13 protein-coding genes and 1 tRNA gene are annotated in these 17303 nt (G+C 69.6%); 5 read left to right on the forward strand and 9 right to left on the reverse strand.

The window, feature by feature from the left end; all coding sequences use genetic code 11:
- Window positions 1–255: 255 nt before the first annotated feature.
- Window positions 256–1560 carry a cyclopropane-fatty-acyl-phospholipid synthase family protein gene (locus CIB93_RS13300; protein ID WP_096627005.1) on the forward strand — a complete coding sequence of 435 codons (1305 nt, stop codon included), beginning with the start codon at window positions 256–258 and terminating at the stop codon, window positions 1558–1560.
- A gap of 107 nt (window positions 1561–1667) precedes the next feature.
- Here CIB93_RS13300 and CIB93_RS13305 read toward each other — a convergent pair whose 3' ends face one another.
- Together CIB93_RS13305 and CIB93_RS13310 are read right to left on the reverse strand one after the other, a co-directional pair.
- The gene (locus CIB93_RS13305; protein WP_096627006.1) at window positions 1668–4202 is read right to left on the reverse strand and encodes an ABC transporter permease; all 2535 of its coding nucleotides are present in this window, start codon (window positions 4200–4202) and stop codon (window positions 1668–1670) included.
- A 68-nt stretch (window positions 4203–4270) separates the two neighbouring features.
- On the reverse strand, window positions 4271–5041 hold the full coding sequence (locus tag CIB93_RS13310) for an ABC transporter ATP-binding protein (RefSeq protein WP_096627007.1): 771 nt from the start codon (window positions 5039–5041) through the stop codon (window positions 4271–4273).
- 588 nt (window positions 5042–5629) lie between these two features.
- Here CIB93_RS13310 and CIB93_RS13315 point away from each other — a divergent pair.
- Together CIB93_RS13315 and CIB93_RS13320 are read left to right on the forward strand one after the other, a co-directional pair.
- Window positions 5630–5715: transfer RNA gene (locus CIB93_RS13315), tRNA-Leu, on the forward strand.
- Window positions 5716–5922: 207 nt separating this feature from the next.
- Window positions 5923–6804, forward strand: a complete 882-nt coding sequence (locus tag CIB93_RS13320; protein ID WP_096627008.1) for a Bax inhibitor-1/YccA family protein — start codon at window positions 5923–5925, stop codon at window positions 6802–6804.
- A 98-nt stretch (window positions 6805–6902) separates the two neighbouring features.
- Here the strand turns inward: CIB93_RS13320 and CIB93_RS13325 are convergent, their stop codons facing one another.
- Window positions 6903–7133, reverse strand: a complete 231-nt coding sequence (locus CIB93_RS13325) for a DUF4287 domain-containing protein (protein WP_096627009.1) — start codon at window positions 7131–7133, stop codon at window positions 6903–6905.
- A gap of 100 nt (window positions 7134–7233) precedes the next feature.
- Between CIB93_RS13325 and CIB93_RS13330 the strand changes: the two genes are divergently transcribed.
- Window positions 7234–7551, forward strand: coding sequence for a hypothetical protein (locus CIB93_RS13330; RefSeq protein WP_096627010.1), 318 nt, complete (start codon window positions 7234–7236; stop codon window positions 7549–7551).
- Window positions 7552–7569: 18 nt separating this feature from the next.
- Here CIB93_RS13330 and CIB93_RS13335 read toward each other — a convergent pair whose 3' ends face one another.
- The 3 genes from CIB93_RS13335 to CIB93_RS13345 form a co-directional block, all read right to left on the reverse strand.
- Window positions 7570–8424 carry a hypothetical protein gene (locus tag CIB93_RS13335; RefSeq protein ID WP_096627011.1) on the reverse strand — a complete coding sequence of 285 codons (855 nt, stop codon included), beginning with the start codon at window positions 8422–8424 and terminating at the stop codon, window positions 7570–7572.
- A gap of 390 nt (window positions 8425–8814) precedes the next feature.
- The gene (locus CIB93_RS13340; RefSeq protein ID WP_096627012.1) at window positions 8815–10035 is read right to left on the reverse strand and encodes an acetyl-CoA C-acetyltransferase; all 1221 of its coding nucleotides are present in this window, start codon (window positions 10033–10035) and stop codon (window positions 8815–8817) included.
- 156 nt (window positions 10036–10191) lie between these two features.
- On the reverse strand, window positions 10192–11193 hold the full coding sequence (locus tag CIB93_RS13345; protein WP_096627013.1) for an SGNH/GDSL hydrolase family protein: 1002 nt from the start codon (window positions 11191–11193) through the stop codon (window positions 10192–10194).
- 159 nt (window positions 11194–11352) lie between these two features.
- Here CIB93_RS13345 and CIB93_RS13350 point away from each other — a divergent pair, with 159 nt between their 5' ends.
- Window positions 11353–12759 (forward strand): cystathionine beta-synthase, encoded by a 1407-nt coding sequence (locus tag CIB93_RS13350; RefSeq protein ID WP_096627014.1) that lies wholly within the window; start codon window positions 11353–11355, stop codon window positions 12757–12759.
- A gap of 461 nt (window positions 12760–13220) precedes the next feature.
- On the opposite strand, the gene CIB93_RS13355 is transcribed toward CIB93_RS13350, so the two are convergent.
- The 3 genes from CIB93_RS13355 to CIB93_RS13365 form a co-directional block, all read right to left on the reverse strand.
- Window positions 13221–13637 (reverse strand): hypothetical protein, encoded by a 417-nt coding sequence (locus CIB93_RS13355; protein WP_096627015.1) that lies wholly within the window; start codon window positions 13635–13637, stop codon window positions 13221–13223.
- Window positions 13638–13761: 124 nt separating this feature from the next.
- Window positions 13762–14493, reverse strand: a complete 732-nt coding sequence (locus CIB93_RS13360) for a hypothetical protein (protein WP_257002166.1) — start codon at window positions 14491–14493, stop codon at window positions 13762–13764.
- Window positions 14494–14766: 273 nt separating this feature from the next.
- Entirely contained in the window at window positions 14767–17013 is a 2247-nt protein-coding gene (locus CIB93_RS13365; RefSeq protein ID WP_096627017.1) for a glycoside hydrolase domain-containing protein, read from the reverse strand.
- Window positions 17014–17303 lie beyond the last annotated feature (290 nt).

Raw genomic sequence — 17303 nt, forward strand, 5'->3', positions numbered from 1 at the left:
ACCGTACGACGCCCGAAGGGGCCGTCCGCCATCCGTGGTGCGGACGGTCCCTTCGGCGTTCCCGGGCGCTGTCTGTGCGGTTCGTACACGCTTTGCCGATTCGTTGCCCGGTAGCGGGATGACGGAGCGTACGGAGACAGTTGACGCAGATGTACCTCGCGTGGCACCGGGGGGCGTGTCGCGGCGGGGCAGTGAGCATGTCCTACGCATCGTGATACGTGCATATCGGGGAAACACCACACGGAGGTGTGCGCCATGGCCGACGCCGCGTCGCGGCTGACCGCTCTCGCCGAGGAGCTGCTCTCGGAACCCCTCCCGGTCCGCATCCGGGCCTGGGACGGCAGCGAATCGGGGCCGCCCGGGGCCCCCGTGCTCGTGATCCGGCACCGCCGCGCCCTGCGCCGGCTCCTGTGGAAGCCGGGCGAACTGGGCCTGGCCCGTGCCTGGGTGGCCGGGGAGATCGACGTCGACGGCGATCTGTACGAAGTGCTCGCCCGGATCGCCGGGCTCCTGTGGGACCGGGGCGCCGACGCCAAGGACACCGTCCACCCGGTCCGCGACCCCGCCGCCCGTGCCTTCGCCCGCGGCCTCCTCCAGCTGGCGGGCCCCTGGCCGCCGCCCGCCCCGCCCGCCGAGGAGGTGCGCCGCCGCACCGGGCCGCTGCACACCAGACGCCGCGACAAGGAAGCCATCAGCCACCACTACGACGTCGGCAACGACTTCTACGCCCTGGTCCTCGGCCCGTCCATGGTCTATTCCTGCGCCTACTGGCAGGACGGCGGAACCCTGGAGGACGCCCAGCGCGACAAGCTCGACCTGGTCTGCCGCAAGCTCGCCCTGAAGGAGGGCGACCGCCTTCTGGACGTCGGCTGCGGCTGGGGCTCGATGGCCATCCACGCCGCCCGCGAGTACGGGGCGCGGGTCACCGGCGTCACCCTCTCCCGGGAACAGGCCGCCCACGCCCGCAAGCGCATCGCCGAGGAGGGCCTGACCGACCGGATCGAGATCCGCGTCCAGGACTACCGGGACGTCCGTGACGGACCGTACGACGCGATTTCCTCGATCGGCATGGCCGAGCACGTCGGCTCGGTCCGCTACCGCGAGTACGCCGATGACCTCTACGCCCTCCTGAAGCCCGGCGGCCGCCTCCTGAACCACCAGATCGCCCGCCGCCCCGAGCAGGACGAGTCCGCCTACCGCATCGACGCGTTCATCGACTCCTACGTCTTCCCCGACGGCGAACTGGCCCCGGTCGGCCGCACCCTGACCACCCTGGAGGAGGCCGGGTTCGAGGCCCGGGACGTCGAGGCGCTGCGCGAGCACTACGCGCTGACCCTGCGCCAGTGGGTGGCCAACCTGGAGCGGCACTGGGAGCGGGCGGTGGCAGCCACATCGCCGGGCCGGGCCAGGGTCTGGCGCCTCTACATGGCCGCCTCCGCGCTCTCCTTCGAGCACAACAAGATCGGCGTCAACCAGATCCTCGCGGTGCGCCCGCTGGAGGGCGGCGGCTCCCGGTCGCCGCTGCGCGCCCGCGCCTGGACGGAGCGGACGGGCGGCTGACCCGTACGCGTACGCCTCCGGTACGGGCGAGGGGCCGGGTGCTCCGCTTTCCCAGCGGTGCACCCGGCCCCTCGTCGTCCCCTCGTCCCGGCCCTCGGGCCGCCCGCCTACTCGGTCTTGATCGCCGTCAGCATGTTGAGCTTCGCCGCGCTGCGGGCGGGCCACAGCGAGGCGAGGACGCCCACCAGTCCGGCGAGGAGCAGGAAGAGCGCGAGCCGGTCCCACGGGATGACCAGGGCGTAGCCGGGGATGTCGGCGGACAGCGTCCGCCCGATCGCCCAGCCGAGGAAGACCCCGAGGCCGACCCCGATCACCGCGCCGAAGACCGAGATGACGACGGCTTCCAGACGGATCATCCGCTTGACGCGACCGCGGTCGAGACCGATCGCGCGGAGCATGCCGATCTCCTGCTGCCGCTCGAACACCGACATCGCGAGGGTGTTCACGACCCCGAGGACCGCGATCAGCAGGGCCATGGCGAGCAGCCCGTACATGATGTTCAGGGCGGTGTTGATGAAGCCCCCGAACATGTCACGGATGTCCTGCCGGTCCATGACGCTCATCGCCGGGTTGTCGCCGAGCGCGTCCACGATGGACTGCTCGTTGGCCTTGCTCGCGCCGCCGTCCGTCTTGATCCAGATCTCGCGGATCTCGGGGCGGGAGGACGCGCTGTGCTTGTCGGCGAGCTCCTTGGGGATCACGAAGGTCGACAGGAAGTCGTTCTCCTTGTAGACCGCCCCGACCGTGATCTCGCCCTTCTCGTCGTCGTCGAACTTCACCGGGAGGGTGTCGCCGGTCTTCCAGCCGTTCGACTTCGCGGTCTTGGAGCCGACCGCGACCTGGCCGTCCTTCAGCGAGCTCAGCGAACCGGAGACGGTCTCCAGCGAGAAGACCTTCTCCACATCGCCCGGGTTGACGCCGGAGGCGGACTGGAACTCCCCGTCGACCTCGAACCAGGCAGCCTGCTGCGGGGAGATCGCGGAGACCCCGTCGGCCTTCTCCAGGGCGGTGAGCGCCGACCGGTCGAGCGAGTCGCCACTGGCCATCGTGACCATGTAGTCGGCCTTGATGTTGTCCGTGGTCATCTTGTCGATGGCCTGGCCGAGGGTGACGCCGAGCACCGAGATCCCGGTGACCAGGGTCAGCCCGATCGCCAGCGCGGAGGCCGTGGCTCCGGTACGCCGCGGGTTGCGGACCGCGTTCTGCGAGGCCAGCTTCCCGGAGACGCCGAACAGCTTCTTCAGCAGCGGCCGCACGAGGGCGATGACCGGACGGGACAGCAGCGGGATCAGGATGATGATGCCGATCAGGGCGAAGAACGCCCCGGCCGCGACCAGCTGACGGCCCGGAGTGCCGCCCGAGGCCGCGCCGCCGACGATGCCCGCCGCGCCGAGCAGGGCGATCACGCCGCCGATGGAGTTCCGTACGACCAGGGACTTCACGGAGGCCGTGGCGTGCACGCTGCTCATCGCGGCCACCGGGGCGATCTTCGCGGCCCGGCGGGCGGGCAGCCAGGCGGCCAGCACGGTGATCAGGATGCCGACCGCGAGGGCGGAGATGACGGCGGTCGGCGAGACGACCAGCGGGCCGGCGGGGATCTTGCCGCCGAGGAGCCCCATGGCGGAGCGCAGGCCGGTGGCGAGGCCGAGGCCGAGGGCGAAGCCGATGACGGAGGCGAGCGTGCCGACGACGGCGGCCTCGATCAGCACCGAGCGCTTGACCTGGCGGCGGGAGGCGCCGATGGCCCGCATCAGGGCCAGCTCACGGGTCCGCTGGGCGACCAGCATGGTGAAGGTGTTGGCGATGAGGAAGACCCCGACGAACAGGGCGATGCCCGCGAAGGCCAGCAGCATGGTGTTGAGGCTGGTGAGGCCGCTCTCGATGTCCTCGGCCTGCTGGTCGGCGAGCGCCTTGCCGGTCTGTGCTGTCGCCTCCTCGGGCAGCAGCGGCAGGATCTCGTCCAGCAGCTTCTGGTCGGAGGTGCCCGCGGCGGCGGTCACGGTGGCGTCCTGGAAGACGCCGGGCTTCAGGTAGAGCTTCTGGGCGGTCGGGGTGTCGAACAGCACGAGGCTGCCGCCCGCGTTGACCGCACCGTCCTCGGTGGTGAAGACACCGGAGAGGGTGTACTCCTTCACCGGGCCGTTGGTGGCGACCCGCACCGGGTCGCCGACGCGGTACTTGCCCTTCTCCGCGGTGTCCTTGTCGAGCGCGATCTGACCGTTCTTCACCGGGCCGGTGCCCTGGGTGAAGTCGTACGCGCCGTCCTTGCCGTCCTTGCCGGGGGCGAAGTTGCCGCCGGTGTTGGACCAGCCGTTGCCGATCAGCTTGCCGTCCGGGTCGGCGACGCCGGCGAAGCCGTTGACCCGGCCGGTGGCGGAGGCCACGCCGTCCAGGCCGCGGATCTTGTCCAGGGTGGCCTCGTCGAGGCCGGGGGTCTTGTCGTCGCGGCCGCCGGCGTGGGTCGAGACGGCGACGGCGACGTCGTCGTAGCTCTTGGCCGACTGGTTGCGGAAGGCGTTGCCGAGGGTGTCGGTGAAGACCAGGGTGCCGGAGACGAACGCTACGCCGAGCATGACGGCGAGCACGGTCATCAGCAGCCTGGCCTTGTGCGCGAGCACATTGCGCAGGGCGGTACGGAACATGTCTGTGTGTCCTGGGATGGGGTTCCGGAAGGGGGAGGGAGACGCGGTCGGCCCCTGGGCCGTACGCGTCAGCTGGTGCGGCCCTTCGCGTCGAACGCCTTCATACGGTCGAGGACTCCGTCGGCGGTGGGGTGCATCATCTGGTCGACGACCGCGCCGTCCGCGAGGAAGATGACCCGGTCCGCGTAGGAGGCGGCCACCGGGTCGTGCGTGACCATCACCACGGTCTGGCCCAGCTCGCGCACGGAGTTGCGCAGGAAGCCGAGGACCTCGGCGCCGGAGCGGGAGTCCAGGTTTCCGGTCGGCTCGTCACCAAAGATGATCTCGGGCTGCGAGGCCAGGGCACGAGCCACGGCGACGCGCTGCTGCTGACCGCCGGAGAGCTCGGTCGGGCGGTGCTTGAGCCGCTCGGAGAGCCCCACCATGTCGATGACCTTCTGGAGCCACGCGGCGTCCGGCTTCCGGCCCGCGATGTCCATCGGCAGGGTGATGTTCTCCAGCGCGGTGAGCGTCGGCAGCAGGTTGAACGCCTGGAAGATGAAGCCGATCTTGTCCCGGCGCAGCTGGGTGAGCTGCTTGTCCTTGAGCGTCCCGAGCTCGGTGTCGCCGATGCGGACCGAACCGCTGCTGAAGCTGTCGAGACCGGCGACGCAGTGCATCAGCGTCGACTTGCCGGAACCCGAGGGGCCCATGATCGCGGTGAACTCGCCCTGCGGGAAGTCCACGGTCACCCGGTCCAGGGCGACGACCTGCGTCTCACCCTGGCCGTAGACCTTCGACAGCTCCGTGGCGCGGGCGGCTACCGCGGTGGCGCGGTGAACGGTGGGGGTGGTGGTCACAGGGACGCTCCTGGTTCGGGTGATGCGGATGGCACGCGAGGTGCGGGGCGGGCGCTGACGGCGCTGCCCGGGGACTTACTCCATCGTTACGTCCCGATCGCGCCGGGGCGTCACTCCGGAAGCCCGTTCCGGTGGCCGTCTTGAGTCGCATCGCAGAGGTGAATCCGTCCTCCTGGGGTATGACACCGACCCTGAGCCCGGGGGAGCCCCACCCCGCCGGGTCCTGCTTCCGCCACTCGACGGTTACGCAGGGTGACCGGCGCTCTCGGTGGGCCGGGCGCGCGCCCGGAGGGGGTCTCGGGGCTGATGGCGCGCTTCCCGGGCGCCACGGGACCCGAGGGTGGCGGACACCCTGGCGAAGCCTGGCGCGGACCTGGCGTATTGGGCCGTACGGGTGCGGCGACTTTCCGTCATTCCCAACACGGCGTGTCGCCCGGCCGGGATCGGGCGCGGGCGCTGGGCGGCCCGGCCGGGTGTGCTGACGGCCCCTCAAGCGGTCAATAAAATAAGACAACATCGCGCCACTGTTCCGCTGATCGAGGGACGCCCCCGGATAGGGTCGGTAGCCAACGCGGAGCCGCGCGGCACGCCCGGATGGTGGAACGTAGACACGGCGAGCTTAAACCTCGCTGCCCCTCGGGGGCGTGCCGGTTCGAATCCGGCTCCGGGCACCACGCACCTCACAGGGTGTGACCCGGACGGCCCTGACCGTGACCGATGAGGTGATCGCGGCCCCGGCCCCGTACGCCGGGCGCCGGGCGGTTTCCGGGGGCCGGGACGGCACGGCCGCCGCAAAGATCCTCCCCTGGCACTAGGGTCATTCTTTTGCCTACCCATTACTCTTGTCGCGAGGCCATGCAGTGTGGCCATGGAGGAGTGAGATGAGGAGCAGCAACCCGGTCTTCTCGCGACGGGGGTTCAGCCGCGACAACGGCCACGCGAGCTTCAACGCGGCGCCGCAGGCCGGGGCCGCCACGGCGGGGACCAACCCGTTCGCGCAGGGCACCGCCGCAAACCCGTACGCCACCAACCCTTACGCACAGGGCACCCAGCCCGGCGCCCCGGCGCCCGCGCGCACCGACGCGATGACCATCGACGACGTGGTGACGCGTACGGCGATGACGCTCGGCACCGTGATCGTGGCCGCCGCCATCGCGTGGTGGGTCATGCCGGTCGACCAGGCGAACCTGGGCAGCGCCTACGGCGTGGCCATCGGCGCCGCGATCATCGGCTTCGTGCTGTCGCTGGTGAACTCGTTCAAGCGCCGGCCCTCGCCGGCGCTGATCCTGACGTACGCGGCGTTCGAGGGTGTCTTCCTCGGCATCGTCAGCAACATCGTCAGTGTCTACGTCGCTCCCGGCGCCGCGATGCAGGCGGTGCTCGGCACGATGGCGGTCTTCGCCGGTGTGCTGATCGCCTACCGCACCGGTCTGATCCGGGTCACGCGCCGCTTCTACGGCTTCGTGATGGCCGCCGCCATCGGCTTCATGCTGCTGATGATGGTCAACATGCTGTTCGCCGTGTTCGGCGGCGGTGACGGCCTCGGCTTCCGCAGCGGTGCGCTCGGCATCATCTTCGGCATCGTGGCCATCGTGATCGGCGCGTGCATCCTCGCCCTGAACTTCAAGCAGGTCGAGGACGGCATCGCGTACGGCGCTCCGCGCGAGGAGGCCTGGCTGGCGGCCTTCGGCCTCACCGTGACCCTGGTGTGGATCTACATCGAGATGCTGCGCCTGGTCGCGATCCTCAGCGGCGACGACTGACCCACCGCGCAGGACCCGCACCACCCGTAACACCCGCAACACCGGAAGGGCCCGCAGGCACGATGCCTGCGGGCCCTTCCGTGTCCGGGGCGCGCGGCTCACAACAGCTTGCGAGCGGCCCGCCTCAGGTCGTGCTCGTGGATGATCGCCTTGGCGTGGCCATAGGCGAGTTCGTGCTCACCGCGCAGCCAGCTGACCTTTTCCTCGAAGCGGATGAGAGAGGGGCCTTCATCGACGGTCCGGAGCCAGTCGGAGATCTCACGACCGGTGCATTGAGGGATGCGGGCGAGCAGATTGCGATGGGTTTCTTCGGAGAAGACATGCGACATCGGCGCCTCCGACGCAGTGCGCGTAGCTGTTCCTTCCCGACACCGTGCCCGAGCGGACGACCGTTGGCAACCATGCCGTGAGGGCGCGTAGGGTCGCGGAGTGCTCGATACGACGCCCCTCATCCAGGCCGTGGACCGCTTCGCCGACCGGCTGCGCTCGGCCCCGCAGAGCCGCCTCCGGCGCGGCCTGGCCGCCGACGCCCTGGCCACCGCCCGCGAACTCGCCGCCCGGGCCCAGCGCCTGGAGAGCCCGGACTCCGGGCCGCGTGAGCTGCCGGACGCCGGGATGTTCGTCGTGGGCGACCAACTCGCCGTCGCCGGGCGGGACCTGGCCGTGGCGCTGGAAACGGCCCCGTCCCAGGAGCTGGACGAGGCCGTGCGATACGTCGAGGAAGCGGCGGCGCGGGCTTTCCGCTAGGAAGCGCGAGCCGGCCGGTCAGAACGAGGCGATGACGCGGTCCGCGAGGATGTAGACGTTGTCCTCGCCGCAGGAGAAGGTCAGCGCATAGGCGCCGGAGACGCCCGAGCCGCCCAGCAGGACCGGCTGCCGACCCGCCCGCAGCGCCTCGGAGAGCCGCTCGGCGGTCTCGCGGTGGCCGGGGGTCATACAGAGCGTGGTGCCGTCGGCGAAGACGTACACATCGAGCGTGCCCAGCGGGCCGGGGCGCACATCGGTCAGCTCGGTCGCCAGGTCGGCCAGCTCTTCGAGACGGCTCACGGTGCGCTCGTGGTCGGTGACCACGGGCGTCTGTACGGGGACGAAGTCCGGGTGCGAGGGGTGGCGGCGGCGGGCCGCGGCCAGCTCGGGGGAGTCCTCGGGGAACTCGGCGATCTCGGGAAGGTCGGTCAGCTCACCGGCCTCGTGCTCCGCGAGGGTGCGCTCGCTGAGCTCGACCAGCTCCTCCATCGCCTCGGCCGCTTCGAGGTCCAGGGACTCCAGACCGGCGAAGTCGGCCTGCCGGGGCAGGTAGTACGGGGCGGTGTCCTCGCCGAGGCCCGACAGACCGCCCAGCAGGGACGGGGCGTCGGCGGCGTCACGGGCCTCCTGGGCCGCCCAGAAGGCGCGCGCCTCGGCCAGCTCCCGCTCCCGCTCCTCGGCCAGCGCCTCGGCGACCGCCGCGCGTATCTCCTCGGCGGGGGTGGCCGTACTGCGGCTCTGCGGTGGCACGGAGGCGGCCCGGGCGTAGCCGTCGGCCAGCTCGGTACGCAGGGCCGCGACCTGCTTGCGCAGCCCGTGAGCGGCGTGCAGCGCGGCGGCGCCGACGGCCGTGGCAGCGGCGGTGGTCAGCAACAGGGCAAATGACATGGCGCTCACTGACATACTCCCGGTTTCAATCGATACCCCCGACTTCCTACATCAGCTTGGCCTGTCGGGGTACGGGCTGTCAGTGCATTACGTCACGAAATGGACAGGTCTTTCGGTCCGATGTTTAGGTCCAAAATGCTGTGACCTGCGGAAACGACTCTCCCCCGGGGTGCAGATCACATCCTGGGGGAGATTCGGTCACGGTCGGAGCTCGGCGGGGTTCGAAAACCCCGCGACGCGGAAGGTCCAGCCGGGCCTTCCGCGCCTGCGAGGCCTCAGCTCGGCCGCTCGTGCTTGTGGTCGCGCTGGGCTTCGCCTCCGCTGAGGGCAGGTGCCGCACTCGTACCTCGCGCGCCCCCTGCCCTCCGCTGCGCCTCAGCTCAGCCGCTCGATCACCATCGCCATGCCCTGGCCGCCGCCCACGCACATCGTCTCCAGGCCGAACTGCTTGTCGTGGAACTGGAGGCTGTTGATCAGCGTGCCGGTGATGCGGGCGCCGGTCATGCCGAAGGGGTGGCCGACCGCGATCGCGCCGCCGTTGACGTTGACCTTCTCCAGCGGCAGGCCGAGATCCCGGTAGGACGGGATGACCTGGGCGGCGAAGGCCTCGTTGATCTCGGCGAGGTCGATGTCGCCGATGGTCAGGCCCGCCCGCTTCAGCGCCTGCTTGCTGGCCTCGACCGGGCCGTAGCCCATGATCTCGGGGGAGAGGCCGGAGACGCCGGTGGAGACGATCCGGGCCAGCGGGGTCAGGCCCAGCTCGCGCGCCTTCGTGTCGGACATGATCACCAGGGCGGCCGCGCCGTCGTTGAGCGGGCAGCAGTTGCCCGCGGTGACCAGACCGTCGGGGCGGAAGACCGGCTTCAGGCCCTGCACGCCCTCCAGCGTGACACCCGCGCGCGGGCCGTCGTCCTTGGAGACGACCGTGCCGTCGGGGGTGGTGACCGGGGTGATCTCCCGCGCCCAGAAGCCGTTCTTCAGGGCTTCCTCGGCGAGGTTCTGCGACCGTACGCCGAACTCGTCCATGTCCTGGCGGGTGACGCCCTTGGAGCGGGCCAGGTTCTCGGCCGTCTGCCCCATCGAGATGTACGCGTCCGGGACCAGGCCGTCCTCACGCGGGTCGTGCCAGCCCGCGCCGGACTCCTCGGCGCGGGCCGCGGTACGGGCCTCGGCCTCGGCGAACAGCGGGTTGTGCGTGTCCGGCAGGCTGTCGGAGTTGCCCTTGGTGAAGCGGGACACCATCTCGACACCGGCCGAGATGAAGACATCGCCCTCGCCCGCCTTGATCGCGTGCAGCGCCATCCGGCTGGTCTGGAGCGAGGAGGAGCAGTAGCGGGTGACCGTACAGCCGGGAAGGTGGTCCATCCCCATCTGTACGGCGATGATGCGGCCCAGGTTGTTGCCCTGCTCGCCGCCGGGCAGGCCGCAGCCCAGCATCAGGTCGTCGATGTCCTTCGGGTCCAGCTCGGGAACCTTGGCCAGCGCGGTCTGGATGATCGTGGCGGTCAGGTCGTCCGCGCGCAGGTCCTTCAGGGACCCCTTGAAGGCGCGGCCGATCGGCGAACGGGCGGCAGAGACGATCACGGCTTCGGGCATCACGCGGCTCCATGAGGGCTGGAAGGCTGTGTGGACAGGCAGAACTCCTCTGGAAGTTACCCGGACGTATCGCCGGGGTCACCCGGCAGGCCGTGTGATGCGGAACTCTTTTCTAAGCGCTTGCTCAGGCACGCCTCCTGCGGATGGCGGCCGCCGCTACGCGTGCCCGTGGGCGGCGTCCGGGTGCGGGTGCGGGATGGGCTCGGTGGAGGAGGGCAGACGCCGCCGCCTGCGGTGCTTGAGGAGAGCCCAGGGCGCCCGGGCCCCCGTGACCTCCGTACCGGCCTCCCGGGCCGCCTGGGAGGCCGCCTTCGCCACCGGGAGGATGTCCTCCCGCCGCGCACCGTCCAGCCGGTCGCTCTCCGGCCACAGACCCAGCACCGCGCAGAGCGTCGGCAGGACCGCCATGGCCGCCGTGGCGTACCCCTCGGCCGACGGGTGGTAGTTGTCGGGGCCGAACAGCTCGCGCGGGTTCGCCGCGAACTCAGGGCCCAGCAGATCGCCCAGCGACACCGTGCGCCCGCCCTGCTCCACCGCCCCGATCGTCTGCGCGGCCGCCAGCTGGCGACTCACCCGCCGGGCCAGCCAGCGCAGCGGCTGGTAGACCGGCTCGATCGTGCCCAGGTCCGGACAGGTCCCGACGACCACCTCGGCCCCCGCCGTCCGCAGTCTGCGCACCGCCGTCGTCAGGCAGCGCACCGACTGGGTGGCGGGCATCCGGTGGGTGACATCGTTCGCCCCGATCATGATCACGCAGACGTCCGGGGTGCGCGCCGGGTCCGCGAGAAGCAGCGAGACCTGCCGCTCCAGATCGTCCGACCGGGCCCCCGGCAGGGCCACGTTCCGCAGGTCCACCGGCCGCTCGGCGACCGCCGCGAGCCCCGAGGCGAGCAGCGCCCCCGGGGTCTGCCCGGCCCGCCGGACCCCCTGGCCCGCCGCCGTCGAATCCCCGAGCATCCCGAGCCGCAGGGGGTCGGACGGACCGGCGAACGCCACCCCGTAGCGCCCGTCCGCACTCGGCGGAACCGGAGCCGTCCCGCCCCCCACCTGCCTCTTCGCGAGCTGGACCTCCGCCAGGAACACGCCCACGGCCGCCGCACCGATCAGCCCGATGCTGCCACCGCCGTAAGCCGCGCCCGCCGCGATCCGCCGTGCCACCCTTGCTCTCGACACAGTCCGGTCCACCTCCTCCTCGCCGTACAGCCGTACACCTACCTACCTGCCCCGCGAGGACCTCCGTGTACTCCTTCCCGTACGCAGAGTCCTCCCCGTACGCATACTCTGGGCCGGACCATCTCGGAGATCCCGGAGTACACGGTGCAATTCCACGATTCGATGATCAGTCTTGTCGGCAACACCCCGCTGGTGAGGCTGCGCAACGTCACGGCAGGTATCCAGGCGACCGTCCTGGCCAAGGTCGAGTACTTCAACCCCGGCGGGTCCGTGAAGGACCGCATCGCGCTGCGCATGATCGAGGCGGCCGAGCAGAGCGGGGAGCTGAAGCCCGGCGGCACGATCGTCGAGCCGACCAGCGGCAACACCGGCGTCGGCCTCGCCATCGTCGCGCAGCAGAAGGGCTACAAGTGCATCTTCGTCTGCCCGGACAAGGTGTCCACGGACAAGATCAACGTGCTGCGCGCGTACGGCGCCGAGGTCGTCGTCTGCCCCACGGCCGTTGACCCCGAGCACCCCGATTCCTACTACAACGTCTCCGACCGGCTGGTCACCGAGACGCCGGGCGCCTGGAAGCCGGACCAGTACTCCAACCCGAACAACCCGCGCTCGCACTACGAGACCACCGGTCCCGAACTGTGGGAGCAGACCGAGGGGAAGATCACCCACTTCGTCGCGGGCGTCGGCACCGGCGGCACGATCAGCGGCACCGGTCGCTACCTCAAGGAGATCAGCGACGGCGCGGTCCAGGTCATCGGCGCGGACCCGGAGGGCTCGGTCTACTCCGGCGGCTCCGGTCGGCCGTATCTGGTCGAGGGCGTCGGCGAGGACTTCTGGCCGAGCGCCTACGACCGGAACGTCACCGACGAGATCGTCGCGGTGTCCGACAAGGACTCCTTCCAGATGACGCGCCGACTTGCCAAGGAGGAGGGGCTGCTCGTCGGCGGCTCCTGCGGCATGGCGGTCGTCGGCGCCCTGGAGGTCGCCAAGCGGCTCGGCCCCGAGGACGTCGTCGTGGTGCTGCTCCCCGACAGCGGCCGCGGCTACCTGAGCAAGATCTTCAATGACGAGTGGATGGCCGACTACGGCTTCCTGGAGGACTCCGGCGCCTCCGCCAACGTGGGCGCGGTCCTGGACTTCAAGGAGGGCCCGATGCCCTCCCTCGTCCACATGCACCCGGAGGAGACGGTCGGCGAGGCCATCGAGGTGCTGCGTGAGTACGGCGTCTCCCAGATGCCGATCGTGAAGCCGGGCGCCGGACACCCGGACGTGATGGCCGCCGAGGTCATCGGCTCCGTCGTGGAACGGCAGCTGCTGGACGCGCTGTTCACCCAGCGCGCCTCGCTGACCGACCCGCTGGAGAAGCACATGTCGGCCCCGCTGCCGCAGGTCGGTTCCGGCGAACCGGTCGAGGACCTGATGGCCGTGCTCAGCGGTACGGACGGCGCGGACGCGGCGATCGTGCTCGTCGAGGGCAAGCCCAAGGGTGTGGTGAGCCGCCAGGACCTGTTGGCGTTCCTCGCCAAGGACGCGGGCACGACGAAGGCCTGACGGGTCGGCAGGGCGCTTCCGGCCCGGCGTGACGGAGGCCGGAAGGAGCGTGACGGGGTCCGGCGGCAGGGCTTCGCGAAAACGGTACGAGCGTGTCACGTTCGCGCAGCACCCGCTTAACACCGCTCCGGCACATTGGTGGGTGTCGGCAGGGAAACCCGTCGGCACCCAGAACGGCGACACCGGACTACGGAGCGGCTCCCGGACCTCCACCGTCGCCCGGACGCGGGAATCCGGCCCTGACCCGGACCGCGTCCCTCGCGGGGACCGCCGTCGTCCCGCCCCCCGGGCAACCGGGGGTGCGGCGGCCCCGCGACATACTCCGCTGCGGCCGGGCTCCTTCGCGGGTCCGGCCGCACGGTCAGGCCGCGCGACACCATCCGGGCCCAGGCCTTCCGCGCTCGGACCTTCCAGCGCTCAGGCCTTGCAGCGCTCAGCCCTTTCGGCGCTCCCTCAGCCGCTCAGTCCTTCCAGTCGGATATCGCGCGCTCGTCCCGGCGACGGAACAGCTGTCCGTTCCGTGCCGTCTGGAACGCGTTGACCCCGACGATGCCGAGCCAGGCCACGACCAGTCCCTCGATCCCGGCGTTCGCCACACCGATCGCGGACAGGGGGACGGCCAGAACCAGCGAGACGATCCCCAGACCATGCCGCTCCCCGAAGCTCCCCGGCTGCGTCGGCCGCGCACCCCGGGCAGCGGTGACCTGCTGCTCGGCCAGCTGCCTGCGGACCTGGCGGTCGAGCGTGGTGTCGAGGCGCTGCTCGACCTTCTCCAGGAACGAGTCGATGAGCGCGGCCTCATACTCCGCTCCCAGCTCGCCACGGGCATGGAGGGTGGCGGCGAGCTCCTTCTTGAGTTCCTGGTCACGGGCTTCCATGCCGACCACGGTACGGAAGCCCGTGACCCGTGACAGTGGGGTTAGCCCCCGAATTTTGTGGGGCTAACCCCCCTCCAGAGGGTGTACGGCCCCCGGAGGGGCATGGAGGAGAGCTGAGGGGCGGTCAGCGGAACTGGGAGGCCCGTCGGCGCCGGGAAGGTGCCGTCACGTCGGGCACGAGTCCGGCGCCCGCACCTGGAACCTCGCGCCAGGCGCGGATCCTGGCAGCGACCCGGGCCAGACGAGCGTCCCCCGGAGGTACGTTCAGATAGAACAGCCCCTCGTACGGGTGGCGATCGTCGCCGCCCCAGCGAACGACGCCCTCGGCGTCGGCGAGGATGTCGCGGATCGTCAGCTCCTGTCGGGAGGTGAAACCGCCCCGCACTCCGGGCGGGTAGGAGTCCGGGCGAACGACGACGGCGGTTCCCGAGGCCCGGTTCGACTCGGGGAGCCGGCTGTCGCGTATCGACGACGGGGCCGCCCACCCCACGAGCGGGTTCGGTTCGTCGCGCAGCCCCAGAGCCTCGACCTCGTAGTGGAATCGGCGGATCACATGGGCCAGGACCGATTCGACGTCTCCCGTGCGAACCGGGACGCTCAGCGGGGTGCCCTCCACGTGACGTGTGGCGATGTCGCCCTCGTCGTCGGTGGTTTTCTCCATCTCCCACCCGTTGGTGGACGCCCGGTCGGTCAGGATGCGGCGGCGCCGCGCCTCCACCCGGCGCAAGGCTGCTTTGAGCTCGTCGTTCCTGAGGGGCCGCGGCGCGGCCGCAGCCGGCGTCGCGAGGAGGGTGGAGGAGGTGATGCCGACGGCGGCGACGCCGGCCGCGGTGATGAGAGCGTTTCTGCGGGACATGTCGGTGAGGCTCAACAGTCAGCCTTTCTTCCGCGACGCAGTGCGTTGCACGGGGTGGAGAACGACGGGAGCGACGGCGCTGAGAAGCGCCGGCAGTGTCAGGACGGCGACGGCCGGGTTGATGTATTCGGGGACGAGGACGGAGTGGTCGCGACCGTTCGATCACAGGTAGACCGTGATGCTCACGAGCGCTGCGATTCCCACGAAGGAGACGACCATCAGGGTTCCGGGGGCGTGCCCTCGCCAGGGGGCGGAGGCGATGACCACGGTCTGTCAGGCTTCACGAACGATGCGGTTGTACTTCTCGAAGATGGCGTACAGCGGCATCCTCTCCCGCGCGTGTGCCTCGGTTTCCGTGCCCCTGGCCGGGTACCGGCGGAGGACCTCGAAGGTCTCCGTTTCGGTGTAGTCGAGGGAGGGGCGGCGGATCGGGGCCTCCTCCTCGACGTCGCCCTTCTTCCCATCGGCTGCCCATATGTGAAGGTGCGGCACGGTGGTCAGGTTGAACACCTTGTCCTGATTGACCTTCTGCCACATGGCCCAACGATCGCTGTCCGCGGCGGAATCCAGGACCTTGCCGTCCAGAAGCCCCGCACGGATCGAGTTGTTGCGCGACAGGATGCACGTGCGGCCCGAGATCCTGGCGATTCCCGTGCTGCTGTCGACCGTCCTGGTGACACCGGGCAGGTCCTTGCCCCAGTCCGGTACGACACCGGTGTGGTGGAGCACGACACCCGCGTCTTCCGCCGCGTCCCTGTAGCTGTAGTGGCAGAACTCCCAGAAGGCCGACGTCTGGACAAGGGCCTTGCGCATGCGGTGGCTACGGGATGCCGAGGTGATCGCGGCGTCATGCGCCATGATCGTTTCAAGGCACTCCCGGAGGGTGTACAGGCGCTCAGTGCCACCTGGTCTACCGATCGACTGCATGTATTCCTCGACCTCCTTCGACAGGGCCGACCAGAAATCCACGTCGAATCCGGTGTCCAGCTTCTGGGAGGGAGGCGGGTAGAAGTCGCCCTGGCCGGTGTCCCGGCCGGAGGCGATGTTGTTGTCTATCTCGATCAGGCCGTCGCCCGAACCAATTGTTTTGGTCACGATCTGGTCGAAGGCCCAGTTCTCGGGCATGGGATAGCCGAGGTTGCCGGAGAACCCGGAGGACATGTCCGATACGAAGCTGGCGTCCGCGTACCCCTTTTCGGAGATACGGGAGCATGCGTTGCGCGGGCCGTAGACCCCGATCTTGTACGGGCTGCCCAGCCTGTCCATCTGCTCCTTGACGCTCCGGAAGTACGGCAGAATGTACGCTGTCACGTCCTCGTCCACCGCGTCGTAGTCGACGGCGAAGTAGATGCGCGCCCCGGGTTTGAACCCGTGTTCCTCGGCCTTGAACGCCGCCGTCAGACAGTCCGTGACGCCCTGCGCGACGCTGTAGTAGTCGACCGAGCGTGCCCACGTCTGGTAGATCGGGAAGCAGCGGAGCCCGTACTCCTTGATGGTCGCGAGCTCCCCCGGCTGAATCTCCTTCTCGGGGAGGGACGTCGTCGAGGGGTTGTACAGGTAACGGCCGACATATTTGTATCCGGCTGCCTTCAAAGTCTGCGCGCGGGCAGGCGTGATCTTCGTGATGCCGTCGCACGACTCGCCCTGACGGGTCTGATCCCCGTAGGAGACCAGGAGGGAGGCCCATGTCGGGTAGTCGCCCCGCCCGTTGGCCGCGATCCGCAGGAACGACTGGAAGGTGCTGACCTCACTGGCCAGCGCGGAGGTGAACGAGCTGGCGAAGGGCACCGGACGCTTGTTGAGCACCATGGCGGCTGTGAACAGCCGCACCCACACGCCGGAGGACCCGGTCGACACGGTGTGACTCTTCAAGCCGGCCCGGGTACCGGGACCGAACGCCCCGTTCGCGACACCGTCGGCCATACCCAGTTCGTACTGGATCGCCAGGAGCATCGACCTGGCGACGTCGCGGGAGTGGTGACCGTCACAGGGGATGACGTAGAAGTCCTTGCGCTGGATGTATCGGCCGTTCAGCCACTGCTGGATGGAACGAACGGTGGCCGAGCCGTCGTTGACGGTGACGTAGGCGTCCATATTGAACAGGCCCTTGACCGCCTTCGGCCACAGAGCACTGCCGGGATAGGTGACACCGATGCCCATGTCGCTGTTCAGCTTCGTTACCGCAGCTTTGACGCGGGAGCTGTATATTCCGTCGATGTCACCGCCGTCGTAGCCTTTGCAGTAGAGGGCGGATTGGATGATCCGGCAGAACTTTGCCGACGGGATCGTCGTCTCGTCGAGCTTTCCGTACTTCTCCTGAAGTGCTGACAGGGTGCCGGGGCCGAAGTTGTTCGACAGGGCGCTGATGCCCATCTCGTACTGCAAGGCGCGAGTGAGGGCGTACATGACGGTCCAGCCGGTACGACCGTTCTCCTCAAGCTTGGGTATGCCGAGGGTCGCCCCGTTCCCGTAGGCGGTGTTGATGAATCTCTGGGCACGAAGCACCATTTCGTCGGTCATTTGTTTCCTTGTCCGTGAGTGGAGCAGGTTTCAAGCAGGAAAAGGTTCCCTCATCGACACTGCACGGCTTTCCCAGCTGGTTCGGGCACAGCGAAAGCTCCATGTGCGGAGTGGAGTCGGGATTGTCATCAAAATGGCGCAGTCGGAGAAAGGGGGCGTGTTCACCTTGTGGGTGAACGGTGTCCCCTCTTTGTCGGCGGCGGGAGTGGTGTACTCACCCGCCAGGAGCGCGGAAGCGGCTACCGTCACGAATGTTCCAGCCTATTCGTGAGCAGATTGCACTCGTGGGC

This window comes from Streptomyces sp. WZ.A104, from assembly GCF_002382885.1.
Taxonomy (GTDB): domain Bacteria; phylum Actinomycetota; class Actinomycetes; order Streptomycetales; family Streptomycetaceae; genus Streptomyces.